The 17459-nt window shown below is 50.0% G+C and carries 17 protein-coding genes and 1 tRNA gene; 10 read left to right on the top strand and 8 right to left on the bottom strand.

Features of this window, described 5'->3' with window-relative positions; all coding sequences use genetic code 11:
- Nucleotides 1–117: 117 nt before the first annotated feature.
- The 8 genes from WNY38_RS09745 (at nucleotide 118) to WNY38_RS09710 (ending at nucleotide 5183) form a co-directional block, all read left to right on the top strand.
- Nucleotides 118–204, top strand: a tRNA-Leu gene (locus WNY38_RS09745).
- Nucleotides 205–339: 135 nt separating this feature from the next.
- A complete protein-coding gene (locus WNY38_RS09740; RefSeq protein ID WP_342857148.1) occupies nucleotides 340–951 on the top strand; it encodes a ribonuclease D in 612 nt (203 codons plus the stop codon).
- Between the two features lie 59 nt (nucleotides 952–1010).
- A complete protein-coding gene (locus WNY38_RS09735; RefSeq protein WP_342857147.1) occupies nucleotides 1011–1973 on the top strand; it encodes a KpsF/GutQ family sugar-phosphate isomerase in 963 nt (320 codons plus the stop codon).
- A 9-nt stretch (nucleotides 1974–1982) separates the two neighbouring features.
- Nucleotides 1983–2582 (top strand): LPS export ABC transporter periplasmic protein LptC, encoded by a 600-nt coding sequence (lptC, locus tag WNY38_RS09730; protein WP_342857146.1) that lies wholly within the window; start codon nucleotides 1983–1985, stop codon nucleotides 2580–2582.
- A gap of 19 nt (nucleotides 2583–2601) precedes the next feature.
- Nucleotides 2602–3108, top strand: a complete 507-nt coding sequence (gene lptA / locus WNY38_RS09725) for a lipopolysaccharide transport periplasmic protein LptA (RefSeq protein WP_342857145.1) — start codon at nucleotides 2602–2604, stop codon at nucleotides 3106–3108.
- A complete protein-coding gene (gene lptB / locus WNY38_RS09720; protein ID WP_342857144.1) occupies nucleotides 3108–3845 on the top strand; it encodes an LPS export ABC transporter ATP-binding protein in 738 nt (245 codons plus the stop codon). Before lptA ends, lptB begins: the two co-directional genes overlap by 1 nt.
- Before the next feature lie 251 nt (nucleotides 3846–4096).
- A complete protein-coding gene (raiA, locus tag WNY38_RS09715; protein ID WP_342857143.1) occupies nucleotides 4097–4672 on the top strand; it encodes a ribosome-associated translation inhibitor RaiA in 576 nt (191 codons plus the stop codon).
- 46 nt (nucleotides 4673–4718) lie between these two features.
- On the top strand, nucleotides 4719–5183 hold the full coding sequence (locus WNY38_RS09710) for a PTS sugar transporter subunit IIA (protein WP_342857142.1): 465 nt from the start codon (nucleotides 4719–4721) through the stop codon (nucleotides 5181–5183).
- Nucleotides 5184–5192: 9 nt separating this feature from the next.
- Here WNY38_RS09710 and WNY38_RS09705 read toward each other — a convergent pair whose 3' ends face one another.
- The 8 genes from WNY38_RS09705 to cysQ form a co-directional block, all read right to left on the bottom strand.
- Nucleotides 5193–6596: a nodulation protein NodH gene (locus WNY38_RS09705; protein WP_342857141.1), complete on the bottom strand. Its 1404-nt coding sequence runs from the start codon at nucleotides 6594–6596 to the stop codon at nucleotides 5193–5195.
- 3 nt (nucleotides 6597–6599) lie between these two features.
- A complete protein-coding gene (locus tag WNY38_RS09700; RefSeq protein WP_342857140.1) occupies nucleotides 6600–8297 on the bottom strand; it encodes a beta-1,6-N-acetylglucosaminyltransferase in 1698 nt (565 codons plus the stop codon).
- Nucleotides 8294–9304 (bottom strand): glycosyltransferase family 2 protein, encoded by a 1011-nt coding sequence (locus WNY38_RS09695; protein WP_342857139.1) that lies wholly within the window; start codon nucleotides 9302–9304, stop codon nucleotides 8294–8296. Before WNY38_RS09695 ends, WNY38_RS09700 begins: the two co-directional genes overlap by 4 nt.
- Before the next feature lie 208 nt (nucleotides 9305–9512).
- The gene (locus tag WNY38_RS09690) at nucleotides 9513–10460 is read right to left on the bottom strand and encodes a glycosyltransferase family 2 protein (RefSeq protein ID WP_342857225.1); all 948 of its coding nucleotides are present in this window, start codon (nucleotides 10458–10460) and stop codon (nucleotides 9513–9515) included.
- An 84-nt stretch (nucleotides 10461–10544) separates the two neighbouring features.
- Entirely contained in the window at nucleotides 10545–11531 is a 987-nt protein-coding gene (galE, locus tag WNY38_RS09685) for a UDP-glucose 4-epimerase GalE (RefSeq protein WP_342857138.1), read from the bottom strand.
- Between the two features lie 8 nt (nucleotides 11532–11539).
- Nucleotides 11540–12436, bottom strand: a complete 897-nt coding sequence (locus WNY38_RS09680) for a UTP--glucose-1-phosphate uridylyltransferase (RefSeq protein WP_342857137.1) — start codon at nucleotides 12434–12436, stop codon at nucleotides 11540–11542.
- A 182-nt stretch (nucleotides 12437–12618) separates the two neighbouring features.
- Nucleotides 12619–13419 (bottom strand): manno-octulosonate cytidylyltransferase, encoded by an 801-nt coding sequence (locus WNY38_RS09675; RefSeq protein ID WP_342857136.1) that lies wholly within the window; start codon nucleotides 13417–13419, stop codon nucleotides 12619–12621.
- Entirely contained in the window at nucleotides 13419–14216 is a 798-nt protein-coding gene (gene cysQ / locus WNY38_RS09670) for a 3'(2'),5'-bisphosphate nucleotidase CysQ (RefSeq protein ID WP_342857135.1), read from the bottom strand. The genes WNY38_RS09675 and cysQ overlap by 1 nt, the downstream gene beginning before the upstream one ends.
- 146 nt (nucleotides 14217–14362) lie before the next feature.
- Here cysQ and WNY38_RS09665 point away from each other — a divergent pair, with 146 nt between their 5' ends.
- Both WNY38_RS09665 and dnaK read left to right on the top strand, forming a co-directional pair.
- On the top strand, nucleotides 14363–15184 hold the full coding sequence (locus WNY38_RS09665; RefSeq protein ID WP_342857134.1) for an ABC transporter permease: 822 nt from the start codon (nucleotides 14363–14365) through the stop codon (nucleotides 15182–15184).
- Between the two features lie 321 nt (nucleotides 15185–15505).
- Entirely contained in the window at nucleotides 15506–17428 is a 1923-nt protein-coding gene (gene dnaK, locus WNY38_RS09660; protein ID WP_342857133.1) for a molecular chaperone DnaK, read from the top strand.
- Nucleotides 17429–17459 lie beyond the last annotated feature (31 nt).

Genomic DNA, 17459 nt, shown 5'->3' with positions numbered 1-17459 from the left:
TGTTTTTCTTAGCTTTTCATGATCAAATGAACAAGACGCTATAATCACCAATGAAATGCACCGAATCTGCGTTGACAGCCCCGCAACACCTCTTTACATCGCCACCTTGCGACACCTGCCCAGGTGGCGGAATTGGTAGACGCGCTAGCTTCAGGTGCTAGTATTGGCAACGATGTGGAGGTTCGAGTCCTCTCCTGGGCACCAAACACCCCCTAAATATTCACGCTTCCTTAGTTTAGAGATGCGAAACTGTCCGCACAGTCCCTTGGTTAAACTTGCCCGCATGTCGACAAGTGCTTATGTCAGATATCAAACGCAAAACTGCGCAAGGGGCCTGACGTGACAAATTTCCTATACAAAAACGATTTGCCCGATGATCTTGACCTTGGACCGATGGTGGCCATCGATTGTGAAACCATGGGCCTCAATCCCCATCGCGACCGTTTATGTCTGGTTCAGATGTCTAGCGGCGACGGACATGCACATATGATCCAAATCGCCCCAGGTCAAACTGAGGCCCCCAATCTGTGCAAGATGTTAGCAGATCCTAAGGTATTGAAACTCTTTCACTATGGCCGCTTTGACATCGCAGCCATGTTTAATGCTTTTGGAACGCTGGCAGAGCCCGTTTACTGCACCAAGATCGCGTCAAAACTTGTGCGAACCTATACAGATCGGCATGGATTAAAAAATCTGTTGGATCAATTGATCAAGGTAGACATTTCGAAACATCAGCAAATGAGCGACTGGGGCGCACGCGATCTGAGCAAAGCCCAGCTCGACTATGCAGCCTCAGATGTTTTGTACCTTCACAAACTACGCGACAGATTGAACGAGATGTTGGTGCGTGAGGGCCGCATGGCGCTGGCCCAATCTTGTTACGATTTTCTTCCCACCCGCGCACTGTTAGATCTCGAAGGCTGGCCTGACGTCGATATTTTCTCCCACTAGCGGCCCGCAAAGATATTTTCTATGCCCGACCACCCGAAGACGCCAAGGAAACACTCCCAATGACACAATCTCAAACATTCCTATCAGTTGGAAAACGTGTGATTCGTCGCGAAGCAGACGCGCTTGTGACGCTGGCGGACACGCTGGGAGACAGCTTTGTTGCCGCGACAACTTTGATTTTGGGTGCCAAAGGGCGCACCATCGTCACCGGCATGGGAAAATCAGGGCACATCGCGCGCAAAATCGCCGCCACATTTGCTTCGACAGGAACGCCTGCGCATTTCGTTCACCCTGCTGAAGCAAGCCACGGGGACCTTGGGATGATTGGCAAGGATGATGTTGTCTTGGTGCTGTCGAATTCTGGGGAGACGCCGGAACTTGCCGACTTGATCGCCTTTACACGTCGTTTTCAAATTCCGATGATCGGGGTCGCCTCCAAGCCTGATAGCTCTCTCATTCGAGCAAGTGATGTGCCGCTCATTTTGCCCGCGGCCGAAGAAGCCTGCGATCAAGGTATTGTTCCGACCACCTCGACAACTATGACGCTGGCGCTTGGGGACGCGATCGCAATCGCGCTCATGGATCACCGCAGCTTTACGGCCGACAACTTTCGTATGCTTCATCCTGGGGGCAAGCTCGGCGCGCGCCTAACAAAAGCCAGTGACCTTATGAATAAGGATATGCCCCTTGTCACAGCTGACACAGCGATGCGGGCGACGCTTGATGTCATCTCAGCCAAGGGTTTCGGCGTTGTAGGTGTTTTGGGTGACGACGGGCAACTCGCGGGGATAATCACAGACGGCGATTTGCGCCGCAACATCGATGGGCTGCTGTCCAAAACGGCAGGCGACATTATGACAGCTAATCCCATGACAATAGCCGCTGATGCGCTAGCGGAAAAAGCACTTGCGCGCATGGACGAACGCTCGATCACTTGCCTGTTTGTGCGAAATTCCGCCGAAGACGGTAGGCCTTGTGGTATTCTAAAAATTCAAGACTGCCTTCGCGCAGGCATTGTGTAAGAAAGCATTATGGCCCGTTTTGGCAATTTACACTCTCGCCTTGTTGCGCGCGCAAAAATATTTTTGCCTTTGGCTAGCCTTGCGATTTTGGCGACGCTTTTTCTGTTCTCTCGCAGCTCAGACACCTTCTCAGATATTCCTTACGCACGCGTCGAAATAGAATCTCTGGCCCGTGAACAAAGGCTTGATGGGCCAACTTTTGCTACTGTTACCGACGATGGCGCACAATTGGAAATTTCAGCGACAACAGTGCGTCCAGATCCGTCGAATCAAGATGTTGTCAACTCGACGCAAATACACGCCGAACTGAAAATGCCAGACCAAAGCGCGGTGTCCATGTTGGCAAATGATGTGGTTATTGACGGGCCAAGCCGTATCGCAGAATTGTCAGGTGGGGTGAGCCTTGAGACAACAACTGGATATTTGATCACAACAGACCGCATTGCAGCCAAACTGAACATGTCGAAAATTGAAAGCCCCGGTGCGGTGGTAGGGCAAGCCCCAGCTGGCGAAATCTCGGCTGGATCTATGGAAATTTCACAAGACACCGATACTGGTGACTATGTTCTGGTTTTCAAAAATCGCGTTAAGCTGATATACCAACCATAATCAAAATTTGGGGACCATCGTGCAGTTATTCAAATCAATTTCGATCTCGGCCTTTGTCGCAGTTGGGCTGACATTTTTTCATGCTTCTGCCTTTGCACAGGGCGCTCAAATCGCGTTTGGCGGCTTAAAGCATGACAGCTCCCAGCCCGTCGAAATCACGTCTGATCAACTCAGTGTCGATCAATCAACGGGCAAAGCAATATTTTCCGGTGATGTATTGATTGGCCAAGGATCTTTGCGTCTTACAGCCACAACAGTCGAAGTGATTTACGACACGAAAGATACAAGCCAAATATCGCAGCTGGTTGCCACAGGCGGCGTGACATTTGTCAATGGTGGCGAGGCGATAGAGGCCAAGCAGGCCGTTTATGACATCAAATCAGCTTCTGTCACATTAACGGGTGACGTCATATTGACCCAAGGCCAGAATGCTCTGTCAGGACAGCGCATGGTGGTAGATCTGGCCACAGGCACCGGTCAAATCGAAGGGCGCGTAAAAACGATCCTTCAACCTGGGACACAGTAATGACTGATACTCCGGAACTGGGCTTGCGCGTGCGTAATTTACGCAAAGGCTACCGCAAACGCACTGTCATCAGAGATGTATCTCTTGATCTCAATCGCGGTGAGGTGGTCGCCTTGCTTGGGCCAAACGGGTCAGGCAAAACCACTTGCTTTTATTCGATCGCTGGCTTGGTCACACCTGAGGCGGGCGAAGTGGTCGTCGACGGACTCGATATTGCGATGCTGCCTATGTACCGGCGGGCGAAACTCGGCATCGGATACTTGCCCCAAGAAGCGTCTATCTTTCGCGGCCTGTGCGTTGAGGACAACATCCTTGCGATTCTAGAAATTTCAGAAAGCGACCCTTTGATTCGCCGTGAACGGCTAGAAGAATTGCTCAGTGAATTTTCAATTGGGCACCTGCGCCGCGCTCCTTCAATTGCTCTGTCGGGTGGGGAACGACGTCGTGTCGAAATCGCGCGTTGTCTGGCCGCAAACCCCTTTTATGTCTTGCTCGATGAACCTTTCGCGGGTGTCGATCCTATCGCCGTTGGAGAGATTCGCGGCCTTGTGTCTGATCTAAAAAATCGCGGCATCGGCGTGCTTGTAACTGACCATAACGTTCAGGAAACATTAGGCATTATTGATCGAGCTTATATCTTGCACGATGGCCAAGTTTTGATGTCAGGCACAACACGCGAAATCGTCGAAGACGAAACAGTGCGCCGAGTCTATTTGGGCGAAAACTTTCGATTTTGATAACCGTCGCTTCAGCTTGTGGTTGACATGCCCCCCCTTTGTGCAGCCAAATACCCTTGATGCATAACCATCGTTTCACAAAATGTGGGGCGGCCTGTTGGGGCCTAGACCACGCCGACGTATCCCCAATCGCAAGATTGGGACACCAGAAACGTTTGGGCATCAAACCCCGCAATTCACAAAATCCAAAGGATCCACATTGCCGTACTTTGTGTGCGACGCGTGGCTCTAAATAACGAAAAGGAGATATCATGCGGTACCAAATTAGCGGAAAGCAAATCGACATCGGTGAGGCCCTTCAAACCCATGTCAAAACGGAACTTGGCGTTGTCGTCGACAAATACGCAGAACGCCCGACCGATGCGACCGTGGTTTTTTCAAAGAGCGGTGCAGAATTTAACTGCGAAACAGTGGTTCATCTCTCAACAGGCCTTACCGCACAAGCCAATGCGCATACGCACGATATTTATGCGGCTTTTGACCAATGCGCTGAAAAAATGGAAAAACAGCTGCGCCGCTACAAGCGCCGCTTGAAAGATCATCACTCCCATCGGTCCGAACCGGTTGAACTTGCAGGCGCTTCATCGTATATCCTCGCCGCAACGGAGCACGAAGAGGATCAAGAACCTGATTCCTTGCAGCCGATGATCATTGCTGAAATGGAAACTCACATCCCGACATTGTCGGTTGGTGAGGCAGTCATGCAAATGGAGCTTGCGGGCGCACCTGTCGTGGTGTTCCACAAAGAAGGAAAGACCGGAGTGAACGTCGTATACCGCCGCCCAGATGGGAATATCGGCTGGATCGACCCCAACAACGCGAATTGAGGATCTTGGCCCGCCTCGTGCGATAGCCGAGGCGGGTAAATATAATATGGAACTTTCTGAACTTTTGAAGCCACAGGCCGTCAAGGTCTTTGCCAAATTGACTAGTAAGAAACGCCTTTTCCAAGATCTTGGAGAAATTGCATCTGCTTGCTATGGCTTAGAGATAAATTCAGCGGTTAATGCGCTTCAGGAGCGTGAAAATCTTGGACCCACAGGTGTTGGCGATGGGGTCGCCCTACCTCACGCTCGCATTGAAGGCTTGGACCGCGTTGTCGGTGCGTTTTTGCGCCTTGATACGCCACTGGATTTCGATGCGGTGGACCGCCAGCCTGTTGATCTGATATTTGCTCTGTTTGCTCCAGCCGAGTCTGGTGTAGATCACCTGAAAGCGCTGGCGCTTGTTTCGCGTACGATGCGCAACGCCGCTACTTGCACGAAGTTACGCTCGAATACTGACGCGGCCACTCTACATGCAATTTTGACCTCTGGCCCCACCACTAAGGCAGCCTAGGCCAAAGGTTCAGCGCCAATTTTTAAATCCGAAAATCATGTAGTCTTTTTGATAGGCGGCGCGCACAGCTGCTTCAACATCTGCGTCATAGATTTCAACCAACGCAAATGGAGCATCTTCAACTGAATTTGTTGAAATCGATTTTGTATCACCAAGCAACCTAGGCAGTTCTTGTGCCAATTCGTCCTCTCGGAAAACATAGTCCGGCAAAGCAAACTCCGCAAAGCCATTGATGACTTCCGATTGCGAAGCCCAACCGCCATCAACGCGAATGGAAGTTTGCCCCCCGAGATTACCTTTCACGAAATTTGCAAATTTTATAAAGCTTTCGCGGTGGGTTTCGAGGGATATGTTTGGTCCATCAGCGGGCAACGACAGTTTATACGTGGTGCGCAGCTGATCTCGAATTTCGCCAAAAGTGTCTTCAGTCACGTTTGCGATATACTTGCAGAATGTACGGTGCAGTCGAACCACAGGGTGAGTCACAACCGTAAAGCTGCGATGGCCCTTGTTATTGCGCTTCCAATTCCTCAACGTTTTTTGGCTGAAACCCTCGATGAGGCCTTGATCGCCACCCAAAGACGCCAACCATTTTTTGAGCGCACCTTCAGGCCCGCCGCGCACAGGAAGATACAAAATCGGTGCCGCCTTTGACGCGACGAATGTGGGAACAGCTGGCCCGCGACGCGGCTCAAAGTTAGGTGTATTTGCCAAATTAAAGTGATCGACCGACGACAATGCGCTGACCATCTCTGGATAGTTCACAACCTTGTCTTCAAGGCCGGACGGGTTTTGAACCTTGGTCTTTTGCACCGTCTTTAATCGCAGCTCATTGACACCCAAATACTTAGCCAACCCATTGAGAACATCTATATCTTGAACATCTTCATAAGAGATATAGAACGCTGTCTGTCCGCTGACTTGAAGGCTTCGCAAAATCTTCTTTTGAAACGCTTTCACAGCATCAAGCATTTCTTCGAATTCCGCTGGATCAAATTTGATTTTCGCAGTGCGAGCATCTTTCAGATCACCCAAACGCCATTGACCCGTTGCCCCCGCAATTTTGCGCGACACATAGCTTTCAAGCGGGTTTCGTGTCAAAATGATCTTGGCGCAACGCGGATCATTGATGATAGTATCAAACATACGCGGGTCATGATCGTGAAAATAGCGAAATCCATCAAGTCCGTCTGACTTGTTTTTCAGCTTTTCCAAAAGTTTCAAAGGGTCCGCTTCGCGTTTATCCACCGTGATTCCATCGAAGTCTTTGTTGCTCGGTTTACCAACAAAATGCGGGTTATAGATCTCCCCCCAGCACTTAAGGCCTGAGTAGGAGTTCACATTTTCTTCTAGAAAATTGGAACCCGTCCGCATTTCGGCAAAAATTACAAAGTAGTCATAACTCTGAGGCATATTCTATTTCACCAAGTAAGGTTTTTTGCGTTCATATGGCGCATTTTCAACTTCAGGTTCCATCGGGAAGTCTCCCATGAGGTGCGGGTGCATACCCTGATTTTTCAAATTTTGAAGAAACTGCCCAAAACCCGTCAAATCGCGCATCCGTGGTGCTTCCGTCAAACGGCGTACATTACGCGGCCCAATTTCATCAATGATGGCTTGCAAAGGCTCCATGCGACTGTCAATAAAATCTGCCATTGTCCAAATGCGAACACGCGCCTTGACGTGTTGTGACCGCAAAATATCCAGATGCTCAGCTTCAACTTTTTGCAGACGCGCGGCTTCTTTGCGGATGTCCGAAAAATTTCGATTTGATCGAAATAACGTGACAGCCCATGCGCCAGAAATCACCGAAATCTGCGCATTGGGATCCGTCGCAATCAACCAATTGATCTCTTGATTATCACGCGGCCCAAACATAAAGCATTGTCGTTCGCCTCGTGTATTCCAAATTATATTGGTCAAAAAACCGCAAGGGTTATAATCACGCAGTGCCGCGTGATTTGACAATGCGCCAGAAAATACTTTTTGATCGCCTGAGAATTCCACCCCTTCGGGGGCGAACAGATGTCCATGCACCCGCGCACTCACGGCTTGTGAGAGCCATTGATCAAAGTTTTCAAACAGGTCCGAAAACCCTTCAAAAACTGAATACGGGGCTGACGTCTTCCCTTTGCCACGACCATGAGCCGGCTGACGACTTTGCATATACAAACCGTCACGCCCCATGACTCGGCGCTCGACCGCTTTTGAAAAAATGCGATCAATCTTACCAGGGTTAGGCTCTGCGCCTTGCATCGGATTGGTGTGGGTATTCAAAAACGTGTTGTACAGACGATCTGCCTTGCTCCAAATTTTGCGCGCCACAAAGCAATCGGACCGTCGCAAAAGCTGCAAATGATCGTCGTAGAAGATGTGCGGTTTACCCTGATAGTCGAATTTCGACAGCGTCAAAGATCGGCTTTCTATGTTGTTAGAATACAACCGAACAAGCGTCTGATAGTAGCTCTCATCAGGTATCCACACCTTTTTAAAATAGGCGTCGTAGACCTTGCGATCAGGGTCTTCAAGTATAGCAGACAAGGTTTGGCGCGTCAGACACCACCATTGAGAGCCCAAATGCGGAATAAGACCATCAGGAATTTGGCGCTCAAACCTCAATCGCCGCTGCAAAGACACGTAGCGGTCAAACAATTTTCGCTGGCGTTTCCAAGAGAACGGAAAGCGCAAAGTAAAGCGTTCAGCGTCTAGGCCGCCCACGGTCCAAGGCACGTCTTCTGTGGTGACGCTTTCGATGAAATTGGTCATGGGGCGCGACGCCAAATATTGTACAAGGTCATTGACCGGGCGCAGCGGCAAGCAAGACCCAGATGACAGATACACGTGGCGCACACTGGGGAAGCTCTCAAGCATCAGCTCGGAAGCATCCTGTGAAGCCGCAACCAGTGACCACGTGCCCCATTCGCAGGCATGACGTTTGGAAAATTTTACGTTGGTCAAATCAGACAGGCTATCAACGAACGGCAGATAGGTGGCCTTTGGCACGCGCTTGTCGACATGGATTACAACAGGGCATCCGTGATCGGAAAGATGGCGCGCAACCTCTTCAGCACGATGAAGCGCCTCGTGAACCAGCATCACAAACCCGACGCTCATGCCCAATTCCCTTTTGACATGAGGCCCAAAATTTCAAGTTGCCGCCAGTTGATATACTTCTCTGACCAATTACACCACAGCTCAGGATCGTCCTTAATTCTGTTATGGTATGCCAAATATTCGCGACTGCCAGCATAGTGCTGACGCCTTTGCATTTCTTCTTCGGTCTTTTGAACAAAGGTATTCAGGAACTTGGTGTGCAACAATGCGCCTGACGCCATCTCACCGCCGGCAGTCTCATACACATAATTCAAACGACGCGGCAAAAGCATGTGAGTGGAGTGCATATAGACGTAATCTTTATGCCACTTCACCAAAGGAATTTTGTTCAACGAGGGTGCGTTGTAAGGGTCGTCATTGAAAAACAATCGTGCACGTGGACCGCCTTGAATCCACAGGTTGTGAAACTCGTGATTTGCCGAAAGCATGTAGTTGCCGCTGTCGAACCACTGGGCAATTTCCATCGGGTCCTGACCGGCTTGGTAAGGTTCCGCATCAATTGGCCCCTTGGGGTACATGTCGATCAGCATCGCTGAGAATGATTTAATACCTGAACTGTCCAGCCAATCGGTCAATGCAGGAATGGGGCGCGTATCGCAAAACGGAAAGACAAAAAGTTCGTCGACATCCACCGTCAACGTCCAATGATTGTGACAGTATTTGCGCGCGATCCAATTCATCCAATGAACGCCGAACAGAGAGTTTCGATAGCTGGCCATTGTGTGCCAAACCGAGACATCATCTGCGTCCATCAGGTATTCGCGCGATCCATCATCGCTGTCATTATCAACAAACAAGAAATGTTTCACGCCAAGGTCACGATAATACTTCATGAAGTATGGCAAGCGAATGCGCTCGTTACGCAAAGTACAGACCAACAAAACATCATCTTTTTCGATGCGGTTTGTGTGGTTTTGAATGCAGCTTAACTGACGACTTTTTCGAAAGGCGCGAATAAGCCGCTGTTTGCGGCGAAGCCTAAGGCGATATTGCTTTAGTCGACTCACTTCTGCCCTTTTCCAAATCGTAGAGGTTATGCTCGCGCTCTTGTACCGCACAGGTCTTAAAATCTACTGTTCACTTACAAGTGGCATCGTTGTAAACAGGCAGAAGTCTAAGCTGGCAGTCCTTCTTTTGTCTAATTAAATAGGGGGTTATTCCGTTTTCGTAAACAATGCATTACTGAATTGGAAACAAATCTGCGGGGAAATTTGACTATTCCCAATCACCACGCGCCAAAAGACCGCTCTCTTCCAACCCTCGCCAACCACTGTAAGGCTGAGACGTATCGTTCCATAGGACAGGGTCCGACAGAATTTGATCGTAATACGTGTTGTAGTCCTGCGGATGGGTGAAATGCTCTTTGCGCACCGCTTCTGCGGTAGACTGCCTCAAGGCTTCATCTAAAAATTTTGCATGCAGCAACACGCCCGTCGGTAAATTGTGACGCGCATCAAACCCGATGTTCAGCCGCGTCGGCAACACGACGTGGGTCGAACTGGCATAGACATAGCGCCAATTCCATTTGATCAAGGGCGTTTTGTGCATATGCGGCGCAAGCTCAGGCGCGTCTTTGAAAAACTGACGCTTTCTAGGGCCACCACGAATGGAAATATTCCGATATTTTGGCTGCAGTTCCCAATCATAACCTTGGGCATCATAATAGCCCAAGGCGTCAGTGAACGGAGTTCCCACCGTATATTTAGCCTCAGACAGTCGCGTTTTAGGGTACAGGTCCAGCATCAAGGCAGAAAAAACACGTACGCCCCGCGCGTCCAGCCAATCGGTGAGATCACGCAAACTTCGGCTGTCGTGATGTGGAATTATCAGCGCCTCATCTGCATCAAGCGTGGCGCACCAATGACCGCGCCCATAGCGCATTTGCAGCCACGTGAGCCAATCCATCCCAAATCGTGATGCACGATAACTCTTGGGCGTCGCCCAAAGCGAAACATCGTTTTGGGACTTTAAATAGCCAGTGGTGCCGTCATCGCTCGCGTTGTCTACGATCAAAAAATGAGACACACCAAGCGCCCTGTGGTGCTTTAAAAAATAAGGCAACCGCACGCTTTCATTGCGCACGGTTGCAAAACACAGAATATCATCTGACTGAATGTTTTGGGTTCGGTCGACGACAGACGTCAACTCACGGCGTTTTAGCATCGCACGCAAAAGCAACCTGCGATGCTTGAGCCGCAATTTGTATTTGCGCCAAGCCTCCCGTAAAACACTCATCTGATCGTGTGGTTACTTGTCATAATGACCAGTTTGATGCCAATTCCACGCGTCTTCAATCATAGTTTTCATATTTGACCGCTCAGGCGTCCACCCAAGTTCGGTCACAGCGCGTTCTGAGCCAGACACCAGCTTGGTGCAATCGCCTGGACGACGATCACCTTCAACATGTGGCACTTCTTTGTTTGTGACAGCCCGCGACTCGTCGAGAACCTCACGCACAGAAAAGCCCTTGCCTGTGCCCAAGTTGAACAAACGACTGCCTTTGGCGTCTTGAAGCCATTTCAGCCCCAAAACATGCGCATCGACTAAATCGCACACATGCACATAGTCACGAATGCAGGTGCCATCAGGCGTATCATAATCTGTGCCGAAAATTGTCAGCGCAGCGCGTTTGCCTGCAATTGCATCCAGCATAAGCGGGATGAGATGCGTTTCTGGCTGATGGAATTCACCCACTTCGCCGTCAGGGTCACAGCCCGCAACATTGAAGTAGCGAAAGATCACGCTCTTCAAACCATGTGATTGCTCAAAGTTCGCCAAGATATCTTCGATGGCACGCTTGGACGCCCCATAAGAATTGATCGGCAGTTGCACAGAGTCTTCGTTCAAAACGACGTTGTCTTGGTCGCCATAGGTTGCGCAGGTGGATGAAAATACAAAATTCAAACAACCCGCATCTGCGGCAGCCTCGATCAACTGCAATGACCCTATGACGTTGTTACGCCAGTATTTTCCAGGGTCTTTCATGCTTTCGCCGACTTGACTAAAGGCGGCGAAATGCATCACAGCAATCGGTTTATGTTTGGCAAAAACTTCATCCAAGCGCGCGCGATCCAACAAATCGCCTTGCTCGAATGGGCCAAACTTTACAGCCTCTTCCCAGCCTGTCGACAGGTTGTCAAAAGTTACCGGAACATATCCTGCCGCACGCAATGCTTTGCACGCGTGCGACCCAATATAGCCGGCACCACCGGTCACAAGTACATTTTTTGTCATTTTAACTCTTACTGTGCTGCTGCGCGTGTCGCGGATAGCTCATCAAGGTATTCTTGCAGCTCTTCGCGAAGTTCTGGGCGTGACAACCCAAAGGAAATCGCCGCCTGAAGGTAACCCGCCTTAGAACCACAATCAAACCGCTGACCGGCGAACCGGTAACCAAAGACGTCGCGGCCAGCTGTGATTTCATCCGCAATCGCATCAGTCAGCTGAATTTCTCCACCCGCACCTTGCTTCATGTGATGCAAGTTTTTCATCACGTCAGGGGACAAAATGTAGCGACCAATGACCGCCAAGTTGGAGGGCTCAGTGCCAGGAGCAGGTTTCTCAACCATACCTTTCACTGACACGGTTGCACCCATATCCTCTTTAACATCCAAAACGCCGTAAGAGCTTACTTTGCTTGCGGGGACTTCCATGGCAGCAACCATTGAGCCACCCGTTTCCTGATAAGCTTCAACCATTTGCTGAAGGCATGGTGTTTCTGCTGCGATCACGTCATCAGGCAAGATCACCGCGAAAGGTTCCCGTGGACTCAAAAGGCGACGAGCACACCAGACAGCATGACCAAGACCAAGCGCTTTGTGCTGGCGAATATACGCAATAGCACCGCTTTCCATGTTGGTGCCTTTGAGCACCTCAAGCATGTCAGTCTTACCCTTTTTGCGAAGCTCTTGCTCAAGCACGGGTGAGTGGTCGAAATAATCTTCAAGAGCGCCTTTGCCACGCGAGGTCACAAAGATAAATTCTTTAATGCCTGCAGCGCGCGCCTCATCAATAGCATACTGGATCAAAGGGCGGTCAACGAGCGTCATGATCTCTTTGGGGATCGACTTCGTCGCCGGAAGGAAACGTGTTCCCAAGCCTGCAACAGGGAAAATTGCCTTCGTAACCTTACGTGTCATCTTTACTCCTTCGTCCTCAACCAAGAGGATTATCAATATTTTTTGGTTTGCTAACTCTACGTCTACGACGAGCGTTCGTCAGCACCCGTGGGGTAGTTTGGCTGATTTATGGCACAGTTTTGCAACGCTGCTTAATAAGTATTCATATCTTTAGTAAACGTGCTAAAAATCATGTCGTTAGATTAATTAATGTGCATTTCATTCATCATTTTTTCTAGGCGCGGAACATCCTCAGGATTGTTCAGTTCCCAAAACTGTCTACCACGCGCCTCGACTTCAACGCAAAGAACAGGCCTGTCTCGCTCCAAAAATCTCAACTGCTCCAAACCCTCAAGAGTTTCAAGCGGTCCCGCTGTCCATTTCGGATAGTCTCCTAGGGCGGAAGGCCGATAGGCATAGACTCCTACATGATGGAACACTGGAGTTGCCTCATCATCAGAAAACACTTGCGTCGTAAAAGGCACGACTTCTTTTGAGAAGTAGAGCGCCTGTTTGTCGGCACCAAATACGGCAGTGGTGCCGCCGACTCGCCCGTCACGCCGATCCGCCAAAAAACCGTTCAAAGCGCGGCCATCGCAGCGCAAGACTGGCGTTGCGACTTCGGCAATCGGGTGCGCTTTCAATCCAGCGATCAGATCTTCGACAAACCAAGCTGGCGTTAAAGGCGCATCACCTTGCAAATTGACGACAATATCATACTGCCCCCCAAGGTTTTCCAAAGCTTCTGCGCAGCGCTCGGTACCATTTGCGCAAGATTCTGAAGTCATAACAACTTCAGCTCCAAACGCTTCGGACGCCGCGCGAATACGGTCGTCATCTGTTGCGACAACAACTTTATCCACGCCAGACACCGACATCGCAGCGTCCCAGCTGCGATGAATCAAAGATTTTTTAACGCCGGATGCGCCCGTCAACTCGACGAGCGGCTTTCCTGGGTATCGTGTCGATGCAAAGCGAGCCGGAATAACAAGAAGAACTGACATTAAGCCGTCTTCAGGTCTACGCCGGGCGCATAAGCAATAAAGAATGGGTTGGCATAGTCTTCTTTGCCGTACGTCAGTGGTTCATGATTGTCGAAACGCACGACATGACCGCCAGCACCCGACAAAACAGCATGTCCGGCTGCTGTGTCCCATTCCATCGTGCGCCCAACGCGTGGGTACAAATCAGCCTCGCCTGTCGCGACCAAACAGAATTTCAAAGACGATCCCGCAGACTTGCTGTCTTTGACATTGTATTTATTGATGTAATCTTCAGTCGCCTGATCGCGGTGCGATTTGGAGGCAACAATGAGCAGGCCTGCATTGTCAGGCTTAGATACTGAGATTTTGTTCAGCGTGCCAATAGTGTCTTTCGCAAAAGGCCCCACTTCTTCATAGGATTGCCCGTCCGCGCCCGTGATGAACAAGCGATCTTTGGCTGGCGCATAAACAACACCACGTGTTGGGACGCCGTTTTCAACGAAGGCGATATTCACCGTGAAATCACCGCGGCGATTGATGAACTCTTTGGTACCGTCGAGCGGATCAACAATGAGAAACGTGTCGGCCGACAGACTGTGCGAGTCGGCTTGCTCTTCGGTAATGAGTGTCACGTCAGGAAACGCAGCGCGCAAGCCCGCAGAGATAGACGCGTCAGCCGCCTCATCAGCGATAGTGACAGGGCTATCATCTGATTTAGATTTCACTTCAAAATCATCGGAGTTGTAAATCTCCATGATCTTGTCTCCGGCTTCGAGTGCAAGTTTACGCATGAGAGGGGTAAGTTTTTCGAAATCCAAGGTCTGTCTCCTGATAAATTGTGCTGCGCATATCGAACACGCGCGCACATTGATAACTTTCACTTACGGCTTTATGCTATGTCACTAAAGGAACAGCAAGAATTCACTGCTACTCTGATGTGAAAGCTGTCACAGGATTTTTGGCCATGTTTCACTATTCTCAACAACAAAGCGGCTTAGCTGCAGCCAATACGATTTTGAAACTCGTTTTTCATAATACCGTACGCCACGTCAGAAAGTCACACGGAAACCCACTTTTGGGTCTAGTTATCAACATGTTACAAACACTTATACTGGTATTGGTTTTTGTGTTTATGTACTCAGTTCTAGGCCTGCGCGGCAACGCAATTCGTGGAGATTTCGTCCTGTACATCATGACAGGAATTTTTCTATTTTTGACGCATAATAAGGCACTCAGTGATGTTGCTGGCTCAGAATCTGCCACATCACCCATGATGCAGCACGCGCCAATGAACACAGCTATCGCCATCACGTCGGCCGCATTGAGTTCTCTTTACACCCAAGTCCTATCCGTCGTCGTCATTTTGACCGCCTATTCTTTGGGCTGGGGCACTGTTTCATTCCAATATCTGCCCGGCGCATTTATGATGATGTTGATCGCTTGGTTTTCAGGCGTAGCACTCGGTATGGTTTTGCTGGCTCTGCGCCCGTGGTTTCCGCAGTTCACAAAAATCGTACAAACAATATATTCGCGCGCAAACATGATCACGTCAGGCAAAATGTTTGTCGCCAATCAAATGCCCGGATACATTTTGGCAATGTTTTCTTGGAACCCACTCTTTCATTGTATCGACCAAGCGCGCGGTTTCACTTTTATCAATTACTCTCCGCATTACAGCTCGGTGATGTACCCGGTTATTTTTTCGCTCATCTTTATGACTGTCGGCTTGCTCGCTGAATTTTTCACTCGCAGTCGCGCATCTGCAAGTTGGGGCGCAGATCGCTGATCGCGGGTTTGATCCAGCAACATAGATGTAGAAAAAGTGCAATGTGATCCAAGCGTGTCACTCAAGAGTTCATAGATATTTTCGCTAATATTTCGGCCGTTCGGACAATTTCATCAATTATTTTACGATGAATCGACGTTTACACCCCCTGTAAGACAAATTTTCGTGCTGTTCGGCCTCACGACAACTTGCAGGGGCCAAATCGTCTCCCTATATACGCCGAGAAGCATTGATCGGGCTTACCCGATTTAAACCATGGGATTGACTAAGAGTGCCTTCGGGGCTCGGCGTCATAACATCGCCTAGAAGAGGATTTTGAGCATGGCCAAAGTCATTGGTATTGATCTCGGGACTACCAACTCCTGTGTCGCTATTATGGATGGTTCGCAACCGCGCGTCATCGAAAACGCCGAAGGTGCACGGACAACTCCGTCCATCGTCGGTTTCACCGAAACTGAACGTCTCGTCGGTCAAGCCGCGAAACGTCAAGCGGTGACAAACCCAGACAACACAGTTTTTGCTGTGAAACGCCTTATCGGTCGTCGCGATGACGACAAACATTTGGCGAAAGACAAAAAGAACCTCCCTTACGCAGTTGTCGATGGCGGCAACGGTGACGCATGGGTTGAGGTTCGCGGCGAGAAATACTCTCCGTCACAAATCTCTGCCTTTATCTTGGGCAAGATGAAAGAAACCGCTGAGTCGTACCTCGGTGAAGAAGTCACTCAGGCCGTTATCACAGTGCCTGCTTACTTCAACGATGCTCAGCGCCAAGCGACTAAAGACGCCGGCAAAATCGCTGGCCTCGAAGTCTTGCGTATCATCAACGAGCCAACAGCTGCGGCTTTGGCCTACGGTCTTGATAAACAAGAAACCAAAACCATCGCGGTCTACGACCTCGGCGGCGGTACATTCGACGTAACCATCTTGGAACTCGGCGATGGCGTGTTTGAAGTTCAATCCACCAACGGCGACACGTTCTTGGGCGGTGAAGATTTTGACATGCGTATCGTGAACTACCTCGCGGACGAGTTCAAAAAAGAAAACGGCGTCGATCTCAAAAAAGACAAAATGGCGCTTCAGCGTCTCAAAGAAGCTGCTGAGAAAGCAAAAATCGAACTTTCTTCCAGCCAGCAAACTGAGATCAACCAACCGTTTATCTCTATGGATCCAAACGGCGGTCAACCGCTGCACTTGGTGATGAAACTCACACGCGCGAAACTTGAAAGCCTTGTGAACGACTTGATCAAGAACTCGATCAAACCTTGCCAAGCGGCGCTCAAAGATGCTGGCCTGTCCACATCTGACATCGACGAGATTGTTCTCGTTGGTGGTATGACACGCATGCCTAAAGTTATCGAAGAAGTGACAAAGTTCTTCGGCAAAGAGCCTAACAAAGGCGTGAACCCTGATGAAGTTGTTGCCATGGGCGCAGCTATTCAGGCTGGCGTTTTGCAAGGCGACGTTAAAGACGTTCTGCTGCTTGACGTGACACCACTTTCTATCGGTATCGAAACTTTGGGCGGTGTCTTCACGCGCTTGATCGATCGCAACACAACGATTCCGACCAAGAAATCTCAGGTCTTCTCAACAGCCGAAGACAACCAATCTGCTGTGACTCTGCGCGTGTTCCAAGGGGAACGCGAGATGGCCGCTGACAACAAGATCCTCGGCCAGTTCAACCTTGAAGGCATTCCTCCGTCACCACGCGGCATGCCACAAATCGAAGTCACCTTTGACATCAACGCCGACGGTATCGTCGAAGTTGGCGCCAAAGACAAAGGCACCGGCAAAGAGCAGCGGATCACAATCCAAGCTTCTGGCGGCCTGTCCGATGACGACATCGAGAAAATGGTAAAAGACGCGGAAGAAAACGCAGAAGCGGATAAAGAGCGCAAGGATCTGGTTGAAGCCAAGAACCAAGCGGAAAGCCTGATCCACTCCACTGAGAAATCTCTTCAGGAACACGCTGATAAAGTTGATCCGACCACTGTTGAAGCCATCGAATTGGCGATCGCAGCGCTCAACGATCAGCTGGAAACCGAAAACCCTGAGAAGATTCGCTCTGGCGTTCAGAACGTGACTGACGCGGCTATGAAACTCGGTGAGGCGATCTACAAATCGTCCCAAGCTGAAGCCGAAGCGGCAGCGCCTGAAGGTATGGACGAAGACGACGGTGGTCCTTCCAGTGTTGATGACGATATCGTCGACGCTGATTTCGAGGATCTCGACAAGCGCTCGTAACCCGCATTGAAATTCGGTGAGCCGGCGCAAA

This window comes from Pacificibacter sp. AS14 (genome assembly GCF_038899935.1).
Lineage (GTDB): Bacteria > Pseudomonadota > Alphaproteobacteria > Rhodobacterales > Rhodobacteraceae > Celeribacter.
The sequence above is the reverse complement of the archived record's forward strand: the minus strand, read 5'-3'. Positions and strand labels throughout refer to the sequence as shown.

Bases quoted from the DNA above. Each gene is read 5' to 3' on its own strand.
- WNY38_RS09690 (WP_342857225.1), bottom strand. From the start codon at position 10,460: ATGCTAAAACGCCGTGAGTTGACGTCTGTCGTCGACCGAACCCAAAAC.
- WNY38_RS09675 (WP_342857136.1), bottom strand. From the start codon at position 13,419: ATGTCAGTTCTTCTTGTTATTCCGGCTCGCTTTGCATCGACACGATAC.
- raiA (WP_342857143.1), top strand. From the start codon at position 4,097: ATGCGGTACCAAATTAGCGGAAAGCAAATCGACATCGGTGAGGCCCTT.
- WNY38_RS09735 (WP_342857147.1), top strand. From the start codon at position 1,011: ATGACACAATCTCAAACATTCCTATCAGTTGGAAAACGTGTGATTCGT.
- lptC (WP_342857146.1), top strand. From the start codon at position 1,983: ATGGCCCGTTTTGGCAATTTACACTCTCGCCTTGTTGCGCGCGCAAAA.
- WNY38_RS09665 (WP_342857134.1), top strand. From the start codon at position 14,363: ATGTTTCACTATTCTCAACAACAAAGCGGCTTAGCTGCAGCCAATACG.
- WNY38_RS09710 (WP_342857142.1), top strand. From the start codon at position 4,719: ATGGAACTTTCTGAACTTTTGAAGCCACAGGCCGTCAAGGTCTTTGCC.
- WNY38_RS09705 (WP_342857141.1), bottom strand. From the start codon at position 6,596: ATGCCTCAGAGTTATGACTACTTTGTAATTTTTGCCGAAATGCGGACG.
- WNY38_RS09680 (WP_342857137.1), bottom strand. From the start codon at position 12,436: ATGACACGTAAGGTTACGAAGGCAATTTTCCCTGTTGCAGGCTTGGGA.
- WNY38_RS09700 (WP_342857140.1), bottom strand. From the start codon at position 8,297: ATGAGCGTCGGGTTTGTGATGCTGGTTCACGAGGCGCTTCATCGTGCT.
- lptB (WP_342857144.1), top strand. From the start codon at position 3,108: ATGACTGATACTCCGGAACTGGGCTTGCGCGTGCGTAATTTACGCAAA.
- dnaK (WP_342857133.1), top strand. From the start codon at position 15,506: ATGGCCAAAGTCATTGGTATTGATCTCGGGACTACCAACTCCTGTGTC.
- galE (WP_342857138.1), bottom strand. From the start codon at position 11,531: ATGACAAAAAATGTACTTGTGACCGGTGGTGCCGGCTATATTGGGTCG.